General features: G+C 64.3%; 12 protein-coding genes. 6 read left to right on the top strand and 6 right to left on the bottom strand.

Going from position 1 to position 12,130, the window contains the following annotated elements; all coding sequences use genetic code 11:
* The first annotated feature begins 30 nt into the window (after positions 1–30).
* Complete coding sequence (locus MLD24_RS00820) at positions 31–825, top strand: siderophore-interacting protein (protein WP_227174247.1); 795 nt, start codon at positions 31–33, stop codon at positions 823–825.
* A gap of 89 nt (positions 826–914) precedes the next feature.
* A complete protein-coding gene (locus MLD24_RS00825) occupies positions 915–1,379 on the top strand; it encodes a DUF302 domain-containing protein (RefSeq protein WP_248163218.1) in 465 nt (154 codons plus the stop codon).
* Between the two features lie 41 nt (positions 1,380–1,420).
* On the opposite strand, the gene MLD24_RS00830 is transcribed toward MLD24_RS00825, so the two are convergent.
* Entirely contained in the window at positions 1,421–1,840 is a 420-nt protein-coding gene (locus MLD24_RS00830) for a universal stress protein (protein ID WP_248163219.1), read from the bottom strand.
* A 188-nt stretch (positions 1,841–2,028) separates the two neighbouring features.
* Here MLD24_RS00830 and yghU point away from each other — a divergent pair, with 188 nt between their 5' ends.
* Positions 2,029–2,895: a glutathione-dependent disulfide-bond oxidoreductase gene (yghU, locus tag MLD24_RS00835; RefSeq protein ID WP_248163220.1), complete on the top strand. Its 867-nt coding sequence runs from the start codon at positions 2,029–2,031 to the stop codon at positions 2,893–2,895.
* On the opposite strand, the gene MLD24_RS00840 is transcribed toward yghU, so the two are convergent.
* From MLD24_RS00840 to MLD24_RS00855, 4 genes are read right to left on the bottom strand one after another with little or no spacing between them, the layout of a single operon-like run.
* Positions 2,892–3,602, bottom strand: a complete 711-nt coding sequence (locus tag MLD24_RS00840) for a DUF2894 domain-containing protein (RefSeq protein ID WP_248163221.1) — start codon at positions 3,600–3,602, stop codon at positions 2,892–2,894. The two genes, yghU and MLD24_RS00840, sit on opposite strands and share 4 nt — an antisense overlap.
* The gene (locus MLD24_RS00845; protein WP_248163222.1) at positions 3,595–4,320 is read right to left on the bottom strand and encodes an OmpA family protein; all 726 of its coding nucleotides are present in this window, start codon (positions 4,318–4,320) and stop codon (positions 3,595–3,597) included. Before MLD24_RS00845 ends, MLD24_RS00840 begins: the two co-directional genes overlap by 8 nt.
* On the bottom strand, positions 4,320–6,617 hold the full coding sequence (locus tag MLD24_RS00850) for a DUF802 domain-containing protein (protein WP_248163223.1): 2,298 nt from the start codon (positions 6,615–6,617) through the stop codon (positions 4,320–4,322). Before MLD24_RS00850 ends, MLD24_RS00845 begins: the two co-directional genes overlap by 1 nt.
* Positions 6,614–7,297: a DUF3348 family protein gene (locus MLD24_RS00855; RefSeq protein ID WP_248163224.1), complete on the bottom strand. Its 684-nt coding sequence runs from the start codon at positions 7,295–7,297 to the stop codon at positions 6,614–6,616. Before MLD24_RS00855 ends, MLD24_RS00850 begins: the two co-directional genes overlap by 4 nt.
* Before the next feature lie 313 nt (positions 7,298–7,610).
* Here MLD24_RS00855 and MLD24_RS00860 point away from each other — a divergent pair, with 313 nt between their 5' ends.
* A complete protein-coding gene (locus MLD24_RS00860; RefSeq protein ID WP_227174268.1) occupies positions 7,611–8,456 on the top strand; it encodes a CPBP family intramembrane glutamic endopeptidase in 846 nt (281 codons plus the stop codon).
* Between the two features lie 115 nt (positions 8,457–8,571).
* On the top strand, positions 8,572–9,180 hold the full coding sequence (betI, locus tag MLD24_RS00865) for a transcriptional regulator BetI (protein WP_248163225.1): 609 nt from the start codon (positions 8,572–8,574) through the stop codon (positions 9,178–9,180).
* 56 nt (positions 9,181–9,236) lie between these two features.
* Here the strand turns inward: betI and MLD24_RS00870 are convergent, their stop codons facing one another.
* Entirely contained in the window at positions 9,237–10,457 is a 1,221-nt protein-coding gene (locus MLD24_RS00870; protein WP_248163226.1) for an MFS transporter, read from the bottom strand.
* 250 nt (positions 10,458–10,707) lie between these two features.
* Here MLD24_RS00870 and MLD24_RS00875 point away from each other — a divergent pair, with 250 nt between their 5' ends.
* The gene (locus MLD24_RS00875) at positions 10,708–12,129 is read left to right on the top strand and encodes an esterase-like activity of phytase family protein (RefSeq protein ID WP_248163227.1); all 1,422 of its coding nucleotides are present in this window, start codon (positions 10,708–10,710) and stop codon (positions 12,127–12,129) included.
* Position 12,130 lies beyond the last annotated feature (1 nt).

Genomic DNA, 12,130 nt, shown 5'->3' on the forward strand with positions numbered 1-12,130 from the left:
TTATGCCACCAAATTGACAGGGAGATACCCATGCCCAGCCCAACCTTCCGCGAAGTCAGCGTCAACCGCGCCTGGTCTCTGACCCCGAACATGCAACGGGTCGAACTGGTGGGGGAGTCGCTGCTGGAATTCCCCGATGGACTGGATGGCGGCTACATCAAGCTGACGTTTGACCAGCAGGGGCAGCCGATGGACGACCCCGCCGCGCTGGAGGCGCTGGGATGGCAGCAGGCCAAGCTCCGTACCTACACCATTCGCCGGTTTGATCGTGCCCGCCAGATGATCACCGTTGATTTCGTATTGCACGGCGATCACGGCGAGCCGGGACCGGCCTCCGGCTGGGCCAGCCGGTGCCAGCCGGGCGACCGCATTCTGATCGCCGGCCCGGGGCCTGCCCGCCGCGTGGGCAGCAAGCCGGCCTGGTGTTTTATTGCCGGCGACATGACCGCCTTGCCGGCCATCAGTGCCAACCTCGAGCAACTGCCCGAAGACAGCCGCGGCTACGCGGTGATCGAGATCAATCACCAGGACGATCGTCAGGCCCTCGAGAAGCCAGCGGGCGTGGAACTGATCTGGGTGGTGAAGTCCGACACCGAGAACCTGGAATCCCGGGTCCGCGAACTGCCCTGGCTGGAGGACGGTGCGCCGGCGGTCTGGGTGGCCTGTGAGTTTTCCACCATGCGCCGGCTGCGCCAGTACTTCAGCCCGGACCGGGGCATTGAGCGGCGCCAGCGCTACGTCAGCAGCTACTGGCGTGAAGGGCGCTCCGAGGACCAGCACAAGGTGGACAAACAGGCCGACGCCAAGGCGGCGGGGGAGGCCTGATTGCCTGAGGCCAAGTCAGAGGCCGACGTGGGTTGAACGACTGAGCTAGACTTGGGCTTTCTGAGATGGATCTGAAAGGAGAACTGCCCATGTTGTCACGTCGTTCGATAGCGCCATTACTTGCCCTGGTACTGGCTTCTGTGTCGTTGGGTGCCCAGGCCGCCGATGGGCTGGTACGGGTGGCCAGCGAACACAGCGTGGCCGAGACGGCTGATCGTCTGGTGACGAACCTGGAGGCCCGGGGTATGACGGTGTTTGATCGCATCGACCATCGTGCCGGCGCCGAGGGTGTCGGGCTGACTCTGTCGCCGACCGAGGTAGTGGTGTTTGGCAATCCCAAGGCTGGCACGCCGCTGATGCAATGTGCGCCCTCCGTCGCGATCGATCTACCGCTCAAGGCCCTGGTGTGGCAGGACGCCGATGGCAACGTCTGGCTGGGCTACAACGACCCTGCCTATCTGGCGGAACGTCACAACATTCAGGGCTGCGACGCGGTTCTCGCCAAGATGACCCAGGCGCTGGCCAACTTCGCCCGGCAGGCGACAACGGATTAGCGGCGTCTAACGCCCCAGCTGCGCATTCACCAAGCGGCGTCTCAGCGCACCACGAACATCGATACGTCGCTGTGTCGTAGCAGGATGGCACCATTGGATCGCAGGATGTGCAGCCGGTCAGCCACCCCTGGTGGGTGTGAGGCCATCACCACCAGATCGGCGCCGGTCTGTTCGATCGCGGTCAGCAGGTCGTCATCCAGCTCCACGGCGGTGTCCGGCGATTCGATGAACAGGGTCTCGGTGGCGATGGCATGCTGGTCCCCCTGCTCGCGGGCGAACTCTTGCAGCTTTGTTTTCAGTTCCTGGCTGTTGTGGGCTGCAGGGGACGGCGTGCTGTTGCTGACGGTGACGTAGCACAGCGTGGCCTGGTAGTGACGGGCAATGTCGACGGCGGTGCTCAGGGCTTTGGACAGTTTGTCGAGGTGGTTCAGATCCACCGGAACCAGAATCTTCTTGTACATGTCGGTCTCCCTTGATGCGTGGCATCGGCCTTTACCAATGCAGACACCCCTCAGTGTAGGCAATCCCCGACGCTTGCGTGGCGTTCGCCATTGGATTCCATCGGCGTCGGCCCCATATCTCCGTTCAGTGAGCCAACAGTCCGGGCTGCAGGCCCGGGTTGTAAACGACACCCCAAAGGAGTCCTGACATGTCCGAAGGCAGTTACGTACCACCCCGGGTCTGGCAATGGGAAGCCGGTAACGGCGGCGAATTCGCCAGCATTAACCGGCCCATCGCCGGAGCCACCCACGAGCGTGAACTTCCGGTGGGACGGCATCCGCTGCAGCTCTATTCCCTGGCCACGCCCAACGGCGTCAAGGTCACGATAATGCTGGAGGAATTGCTGGCACTGGGGTTCGAGGGGGCCGAGTACGACGCGCATCTGATCCGCATTCTGGACGGTGATCAGTTCGGCAGTGGGTTTGTGGCGGTGAACCCGAACTCCAAGATCCCTGCGATGGTGGATCACAGCGTCAATCCGCCGCAGCGGGTGTTCGAGTCCGGCGCCATTCTGCTGTACCTGGCCGAGAAGTTTGGTGCCCTGCTGCCGCAGGACCCGGCAAAACGCACGGAGTGCATGTCCTGGCTGTTCTGGCAGATGGCCAGTGCGCCCATCCTGGGCGGTGGGTTTGGTCACTTCTACGCCTATGCGCCGGAGAAGTACGAGTACCCGATCGACCGCTACACCATGGAAGTGAAGCGACAGCTGGACGTGCTGGACCGTCATCTGGCCGCTCACCGTTACCTGGCGGGGGACGAGTACAGCATTGCCGACATTGCCGTCTGGCCCTGGTACGGTGCCCTGGTTCGCAATGCACTGTATGACGCCGGCGAGTTCCTGGACGTTGCGTCCTATACTCATGTCCAGCGCTGGGCGGAGGACATTGCCCAGCGTCCGGCGGTGCAGCGTGGCCGGATGGTTAATCGCACCTGGGGCGATCCGTCCGAGCAGTTGCATGAGCGTCACGATGCCAGCGATTTCGAGTTGCGAACCCAGGACAAGCTGGCAGTTTAAGGCGCCTTGCGCCCCATTTTCTCCAGTGCCAGTAAGGTGTCCACATAGCCGGCAAACCGCTGCAGGTAGTCCGGCGACAGGGTCTGCAGGTCGCGGATGGCGCGGCTGACCAGTCGGTGGGGGTTCATGGGGCCAGCGTCGGCCGGGGTGCGTTCGATGGCATCGCGGATTCGCTGCTCCAGGGCCTGATGACCCTGGGTCTGGCGTATCTGGGTCATCGCCCGCAGCGGTTTGGGCTGGTCGCTGCTTGCCGCCGAGCTGGTGGTGTCATCGGTCTGCGACGGCGCCATACCTATAAGCGCGGCCAGGGGCGATGGCTTCACCTCCGGTACCGGGGTGGCTGCGACGTTGAGCTCCGCCACCAGGCTGCTCAGTGGCGATAACCGCCGGGCTGCAGGCCCGGACTCTGACTTCTCCCTGTTCCCCGTTTCCGCTTTCCCGTTCTCTCTTGCCGCAGCGGCTGTGGCGAGGTTTTCCCGTTGTTGTTCAACGTCGCTCTGGCAGTCCCGCACGGCCTGCAGCAGGCGCTCGCTGGCCGCTGCCTGGTGCAGGTTCCGCCGCTCCAACCGTTGGCACAATGCGTCCAGATAGCGCAGTCGCACCGGCTCGAGGTGCTGGGCGTCGCTGGCCTTCAGCGCCGTGAGCCGGTGGCGGGCGCGGGCGAGGGCAGAGTCCTGTGGCGCGTCGATGGGCGGGGTGTCAGCCATCTCCGCTCCCATCCACGGTTTCCTGACTCGGTGCTGCCGGTGCCGTTTCCGGGGACGGTTCGGTTTGCGGCCGGGCGGCGCTTGACCGGGGCACGGTGCTGATTTCCACCCGCCGGTTGCGGGCGCGGGCCTCGGCATCGTCGTTGGGCACCGCCGGGTGGTGCGGGCCGAACGCGGCGGCGAATACCCGGTCATTGGGCAGGCCCTGGTCAATCAGGGTGCGGGTGACGGTGAGCGCGCGCTGGGCCGACAGGCCCCAGTTGTCCTGATAGCGCCGGTTGCCCCGGTGAATGGGCAGGTCATCGGTAAAGCCACTGACCATCAGCAGTTCGTCGTGCTCGTCCAGGTAGGCCTGCAGGGGCTGGACCAGTGAGTGCAGCAGGTCGGCGCCATCGGCCTGCAGCTGATCGGAGTTGAGCTCGAACAGCACGCTGCCGCTGATGCCGATGCGGCCGTCACGGAACGTCACCTGGCCCCGGGCCAGCGGTGTTGCTAGGGCCTCTTCCAGCGCCATGCGGCGCTCTTCCTCGGCCAGTCGGCGCTGCTCCTCGGCAATCCGTCGTTGCTTTTCCTCCGCCAGGGACTGGCTGAGCTCCAGCTGAACCCCAATCACCCAGACCAGGATCAGCACCAGAATGCCCACCAGTGCCGCCATCAGGTCGGAGAAGATCGCCCAGACCGGCGTGGCCTGACCGTCGCTGTCTTGAAGCTCGTCCATCAGCTGGCTCCGGCGGTCTCGTTCTGGTCGCGCTGCAGTGCGGCGACGGCGTCGATGACCTCCTGCTGGGAGCTGAGGCTGAGGTCAATCACTTCCCGGGCCTGGGCGACGTAATAGGCCAGTTGCTCATCGTGGCGGCTGGTGGCCGCCTCCAGCGCCTGCCGGACCTCACCGAGGCGACTGACCAGTTGCTCGTTGGCACTGCCGAACAGCTCCACCGCGTGGTGGAAGGCCTCGCTGAGTGCGCCCACTTCCTCACTGCTGCCGGCCATGTCCTGACTGATCCGGCCCAACTGCTCGCCCTGGTTCTGGATCAGCTGATCAAAGCGCTCACCGAGGTTGGTGAGGGTGTCGCCGGCACCGCTGACCAGACGCTCGATAGCCTGGCGTTGGCCCTCGGTGGCCTGACGCTGGCTTTCCAGCAGGCCGTCGAGTTCGCTGACCAGGCGCTGGCGTTCTTCCAGCAACTGGTTCTCACGCTCGCTGTTGCGAATCATCTCGGCCTTGAGTTGCTGGATGGCATCCGCTGCCGCCTTCGGGGTCTCCGAGGCGGTTTCGATCAGCCGGGTCATTGGGGCCTCCAGGGCGGTGCCCAGCTCACCCAGGTGGCGGCCAACGGTTGCTTCCAGGGCGTGCAACCGCTGCACGGCGGCATCGCTGCGTTCGCTTTCCTGGGCATGGAGCTGACTGAGCTGTTCGGTCAGGGTGGTGACCAGAGCGTCCAGCCCCTGCCGCTGGTTGGCCACCAGCTGATCGGCGTCCTGCGCGAAGCGCTGCTGGTGGCTTTCCAGCGCGGTCTGCAGGGTGGCAGCGAGGGCGTTGCTGCTTCGCTGTTGTTGCGCCAGTCCCTGCTGCCAGTGTTCCGCGGTCTGGACCGAGGCCTGTTGCAGGCGCTCGCCCAGCTCACCCAGCTGCGCGCGGCTTTGCTCCAGCAGCGCCTGTTGGCTCTGTTGCAGGTCGGTGAGCCACTGCTGCATCTGTTCCGCCTGCTGCTGCTGGCGTTGTTGTCCGTTCTCCAACAGAGCCTGCTGCTGCTCGGCTGCGGCCTGTTGCTGGCGGTCCAGGGTTTGCCGCCAGTTCTCGGCAGCGGTGGTGGTGGCTTCGCTGAACGCCTCGCTCAGGCTGGCCATCTGTGCCGCGCTGTCGGCGTGACGTTGCTGCTGTTGCTGGTCGATCCGCGCCAGCAGCTGCTCGGTGGTGGCCTGGAATTGTTGCTGCTGGCGGTCCAGAGCGCTCTGCCAGCTTTCGGTGGTGCGGGCCTGGGCCTGGGCCTGCTGCTCAATGCCCTGACGCCATTGCTCCGCGGCCTGATTACTGGCGCTTTGCAGGGTGTCTGTGAGCCGGGTCAGCTGCTGCCCGGTGGTGTCAGACCAGCGTTGATGCAGGTCGCCGGCCTGCTCGCTGAGGGCGGCCATGGTGTCGCGGACCATCGGCTCGATGCGTTCGGCGGTAAGCTGACCACTGCGTTCCAGGGCTTGCTGGAGCGACTGCGCGACCGAGTCTGCCAGCGTCTGGTAGTGATCGCCCACGGTGTTGTGGAATTCCTGCTGGTTGCTGGTCAGGGTCTGACCGAGCTGGTCCCCCAGCTGCTCCATGCGGCTGGTCATGGCCTGCATGGCCGAGACCATCTCCGGCCAGGCCTGGGCCTGACTCTCAAGGGCCTGGTAGGCCTGTTGTCGTTGGTGGTCGAGCGACAGGTGGTGCAGTTGCTGCTGCAGTGTGCGGTCGAGCTGGCGGGAGAGCTGGGCCCGGTCGCGACGGCTCAGGGTGGCAGCCAGTCCCAGCATGGCAGAACCGGCGACGCCGGCAATGGAGGTGCCGAACGCCAGGCTGAGACCGGCGATGGGTGCCGCCAGCGCGCCACGAATCACGCTCAGCTCGGTGCTGCCGCCGAGAGCCGAGGCGGCACCGTTAAGGGTGACAATCATGCCGGCAAAGGTGCCCAGTAACCCCAGCATCACCAATAGCCCTGACAGGTAAGGCGTCAGTTGCGGGCCGGGCAGGGCGGCGGAATGGCCGTCCAGCCGGCGCCGGACAGTGTGCTGGATGGCCTGGGGCAGATCGGCAAGCCACTCATCAAGCTGGTCCCGCTGCGCCGGTGGCTGGCGCAGGCATTCGGCGAGCTGGCGACTGCTGCGGCGAAAGCCCACCAGCTCGGCAAAGCCCAAACCATAGACCGCGGCGATGATGACGGTCACCGTGAGTGCCAGCGGGTCGGAATCACGAAAGCCCAGTCCGATCCAGGTCACCACGGCGGCACCAAGAACGAACGCGAGGGCGAAGAACAATCGACTCATGGGGTATTGCTTACCTCGTTGTGAAACGCCTCCAGCAGACCGAGTGCGGGTTCCAGCCGAACATCCAGTTCGGCGAGTAACAGGCCCTGCGCTTCCTCGCAGTACTGATGGAACCAGCCTCCGGCATCGGTTGCCGGTGCCTCGGTGGCGGAGGTCTGTAGGGCCTGGAAGCGCTGCTCCAGGACCCGGGGAATGTTGGCAAAGCCCTGGCTGGTGAAAGCCGCCAGGGTATGATCGAACACAGCATCCAGCTCGCACAGTTTGCCCAGCGCCGGTCCCTGCTCAGCCAGCGCCGAGCGGACTTTGCTCCGGAACTGGCGACTGGCGGCGGCCAGTTCGCGCTGGCGGGCGAGATAGGCCTCCTGCAACGGCGCGAAGGCCGGAGCGCTGTGGTCGGCGTCATCGCCGTACTGCTGAATCTTGGCGGTCAGTGTCCGGCGGATACGGGCCAGTTCCTGACACAGCCGCTCCAGCGTGGCGGTGCCGCCGAGGCCACCCGGACGCCCACGGAAGGCCAGGGCGGCCTCCAGATTCATGGTATCCCCAAGCCCGAACAACCGCCCCAGCCGCTCGGACAGACACGGCAACCGGTCGTCCCCCGCAGGCGCGCCGGCATCCGCCAGCAGCTGCAACAGCCGGACACGGGAAGGCGACATTCTGGAAGCTGGGGCTTGGGTCATCGGGTGCGGGTCACCGCTGTGGTTCTGTGGCCGTATCGGGTCCCTGGCAATCAGGGGGCCGATATTCTAATCGCTATTGGCGGTCGATGATAATGGCGATCCCCCTTTCAGGCCCGACTGGCCGGATGCCGGCAGCTTTGGCGATTGCGGATCGCCTGATATTCCGAGACGTTGCGGTGAAAGGTACGATGTTTCCTCTGATATCATTACCTTTCGTCAATCCAGAATTGCCTCTGGTCCAGAGGGCGTACCCGGCCTTCAGGTTCCGGGTATGGTGGGAATCTGATCCCGTGGATCAAGAGTAGGGAACGCTATGCTGCCATTCGCTTCGCTTTGCGCCCTGCTGCTGGTTGCCTCCGGCCTGAGCCTGCATCGCTGGCCCCGGTATCTGGGGGCGTTGCTGGTGCTGCTGGTGGCGGTACTGGTGGAGTATGTGACGCCGGTGTTCGCCGGGTACCTGCTGGGTTATCTGGTGCTGACCGCGTGGATGGCGGAGTGGCCGGTGCGGCGCTGGGTCCGTTACCTGCGCTATGGCCTCTGGTTTGCTGCCAGTGTGCCGCTGGTGATTCACCAGGCGCCAGGGTACGACGGCCTGCTGTTGGCCGAACAGGTCACGCTGAAGCCCGACAGTATCGCCACCGACCTGTACTTCAACCATGACAAGATCTGGGTGGCCTGGTCGCTACTGGCATGGCTGCCGCTGTTTCGCCAGAGCATTACGCCGCGGCGTCGATTCGTGGCGGTATTGACGCCGCTGTTGCTGGTGCTTGGCCTGGGGCTGGTCATGCTGTCGGCCATGGCATTGGGGCTGGTGCAGTGGCGGCCTGGATGGTCGGTGTGGTTCTGGGTGTTCGCGTTGACCAACCTGTTGAACACTTGCCTGGCGGAGGAGCTGCTGTTCCGTGGCATCGTGCTGCGTCAGCTGCTGATCCGCTTTGGCTGGATCATCGCCCTTGGCTTGTCGGGCCTGTTGTTCGGGCTGGTGCATTTTCCGGGGGGCTGGGCCTATGTGCTGGTGGCCACGCTGGCCGGCGTGCTTTATGGCCTGGCGTACCTGTGGACCGGTCGATTGCTCTGGGCGGTGATGGTGCACTGGCTGCTGAATCTGGCCCACCTGGTGCTGTTTACCTACCCCATGGCGGCCGGTTATGGAGGGTGACGGCGGCCATGGCGCATCGCGAATAGTACGGATGGTGAACGGAAATGGTTGATTCGCGGCCGCCAATTTTGCAGTCTTGCCCTTTTTGCCACCGCCGGTTGGGAATGGAACAGACATGCCGATTGTTGGAGTCAGGGATACACGCAGGCAACAGCTGATTGATGCCACCATGGCGTCAATCGCCGAGCTGGGCATGCAGAACACCACCATCGTCAGCATCAGCAAGCGTGCCGGAATGTCGTCGGGGATCATCAGCCACTATTTCGGTGGCAAACAGGGGCTGATCGAAGCGGCACTGCGCTACCTGCTGGACCAGTTGGGCCGGGAGTTCCGTGAGCGCATCGTTCGCACCGACGGGTCTGCGCTGCAGCGGCTGGACTGCATTGTCGAGTCCAACTTCTCCGAATTTCAACGTTCCGATCTGGCGGCCAAGACCTGGCTCAGCTTCTGGGCCCGCTCGATGCACGAGCCCGGCCTGCAGCGATTGCAGCAGATCAACAACGCCCGCCTCTATAGTAACCTGCGGTACGCCTTTGCCATGGCCCTGTCACCAGCGCCGGCAACTGCCGCGGCGCGTCAGACTGCGGCGATGATTGATGGCTTCTGGCTACGAAGCGCTCTGAGCCTGGACCCGGAAGAAAGCTTCGAAGCCGGCGAGACCCTCTGCAAGCGCTTTGTGCGCAACCTGTTGGCGGAAGGCGAGCAGGCCGTGGCTTCGGCCTAGAGCGCTTTGGCGCTGATCAGTGGCTCAGTAGGTCAGCGAATTAACCGCACGAGATACTAGCCGTTCGCGGCGTCCGGGCAGGCGTCCTCGCGGTTGGCTCCCCCCAGTTGGCGCCAGGCGGCAAAGAAGATCAGCAGCCCCACCACCGAGGTGGCCGCGCCGACATAACCGGTGGTTTGCCAGCCCAGCCCGGCGGTGATCGCCAGCCCGCCCAGCCAGGGCCCCAGGGCGTTGGCGACGTTGAACGCGGCATGGTGGGATGCTGCAGCCAGGGTCTGGGCGCCGGTGGCCACGTCCATCAGATGGGTCTGCAGTGAGGGCCCCAGCGCCACCATCAGGGCCACCAGGAAACACACCACCAACAACAGCGGCAGTGACTCAGACGCCGCTGGAAACAGCATCAGCATCGCCGCACTGAACATCAGTATGGCGCCCACCGCCCGGAACTGCAGCCGGTCAAACAGCCAACCGCCCAGCAGATTGCCAACGAAGCCTCCGAGACCAAACACCGCCAGTGCCACCGGAATCCACACCGGTTCCACCCGGGTCACTTCCAGCAGGGTTGGGGCGAGGTAACTGAACACGGTGAACATGCCGGCAAAGCCGATGGCGCCAATGGCCAGGGCAAACCAGATGGCCGGTTTGTTGAAGGCGCGGATCTCACTCAGCGGGCTGTGGCGAGCCTCGTCGCGGTCCAGTGGCAGGAACGCAATCACCAGCGCCATGGTCAGCAGCGACACCCCGCCGACAAAGGCAAAGGCGTATCGCCAGTCCAGATACTGGCCCAGCACGGTGGCCAGGGGGTTGCCCAGCAACAGGGCCAGGGTCAGCCCCATCATCACCCGGCTTACCGCCTTGGCCCGCTGACTGGCCGGCACCAGCGATGCTGCCACCAGAGCGGCCACGCCAAAGTAGGCGCCGTGGGGGAGGCCAGCGATAAACCGGAACAACAGCAGGGAGTCGTACCCGCTGGCCAGGGCGCTGGCGAGGTTGCCCAGGGCGTAGAAACCCATCAGCAGGATCAGCAGGTGGCGCCGGAACAGGCGGGCGCCAAGGATGGCGAGAATGGGAGCGCCCACCACAACCCCCAGGGCGTAGGCACTGATCAAATGGCCCACCTGGGGTTCGGTGACGCCCAGATCCTGGGCGACGTTGGGCATCAGCCCCATGATGGCGAACTCGCCGGTGCCGATGCCGAAGCCGCCCATGGCCAGGGCAAACTCGATCAGGAACAGTTTGAGCCTTGAATGGGTCGGGATCGCGTTGGCAGTGGACATAAGGCTCCTGGGAGTCGATGGGTGGAACGCCGAAAACGCAGCGATTCCGTTTCCGATATGAGGCGGGCGATTGTGGCGGTTGGCCAACCAATCCGCCATAGGCGATTGTGGCGATAGAGCCCTGACCACGAATTGTCATGTTGGTTCGATAGTCTGCGGCCTCCCCGGCCTGTGCCCGCCGCAGGCTTCACCTGCGGTACTCCATCCGGTGCCGGCTCGGGGCCTGCCTCACGTGACAAGGAATCAAACAATGAACAGAACTACACTGCTCCTGGCCTCCCTGCTGACGTCCACACTGCTGGTGGGTTGCAGTGACGACGATGATGGCACCACCCCGGCGGCGGTCTTCGACAGTTTTCCCGCTGAAGGGGCGCTGTTGCCCTTCCAGGTGTTACGGGATGACCTGATCGACGGCAAAACCCAGCAGAGTTTTGAGGTTCGCAATGGCGGCTTCGGGTCGGCGATGACGGCCCATCCCTCAAGTCCGACCCGCTTCTATGCCCTGACCGACCGCGGCCCCAACGCCTCGTTTACCGGCGATCACGGCAAGGGCAAGGTGTTCCCCACGCCGGACTACACCCCGCGCATCGGCCTGTTTGAGGTCCAGGCAGATGGTGTGATCACGCACCTGAACAGCATCCTGCTGAAACGCCCGGATGGCAGCCACATCACCGGGCTGCCCAACACCTCCGCGCTGGGCGGTACCGGCGAGACCCCTTACCACGCCAGTGGCGAGCCGGTGCTGGTGGATGACAGTCAGCCTTATGATGAAACCACCAACCCCCTGCGGCTGGATGACTATGGCCTGGATGGGGAAGGCCTGGTGGCTCTCTCCGATGGCACCTTCTGGGTCAGTGACGAGTACGGCCCGCACATGGTGCATTTTGATGCCGAGGGCCGGGAGATCGGTCGTATCAACCCGTTCGCCGATGACAGCCGGGTCAGCCTGAACCTGCCGGCGGAGTTTGCCAACCGCCGCGCCAACCGGGGTATGGAAGGTCTGGCGGTAACGCCGGATGAGACCACCCTGGTGGGGATCATGCAGTCGACTATGTACAACCCGGGCAGTGCGGTGAAGGATCTGGACATCACCCGTCTCGTCACCGTGAATCTGGAGACCGGCGCCATTGGCCAGTACCTTTACCGCCAGCAGAAAACCCAGAACTCCAACTCAGAAATCCTCGCCCTCAGCGATACCGAGTTTCTGGTGCTGGAGCGTGACGGCAGCTTCCTCTACGGAGGCCCCAATGGCGCGGGCGCTGCCAAGCCGGATGCCCAGAAGCAGGTGTACCGGATTGACCTGTCCAGCGGTACCAACCTGGAAACCATCGCCCTCAACGGTGACCTAGCTCAGAATCCGGCGCTGGGGCTGACCCTGGCAGGCAAAACCCTGGAGGAAGTGGTGCTGGAACAGGGCTGGGGGGCGCTGACCGCCGCCGGTATTGTGCCGGTGAGCAAGTCCCTGGTGGTGGATATGGTGGCTGAGGTGAACTATCCCCACGACAAGATGGAAGGCCTGTGGCTGATCGATAACCAGCGCCTCGGGGTGCTGAACGACGACGATTTCGCCACCTGGTCCAGCGGCGGCGTGCTGGAGCAGAAAATGCTTGATGCCAATACTGTGGATGGCAATCGCCTCTACATCATCAACGCCGACCTGTCGGTGGATTGAT

Origin of the sequence: Marinobacter xestospongiae (assembly GCF_023156385.1) — a bacterium.
GTDB lineage: Bacteria > Pseudomonadota > Gammaproteobacteria > Pseudomonadales > Oleiphilaceae > Marinobacter > Marinobacter xestospongiae.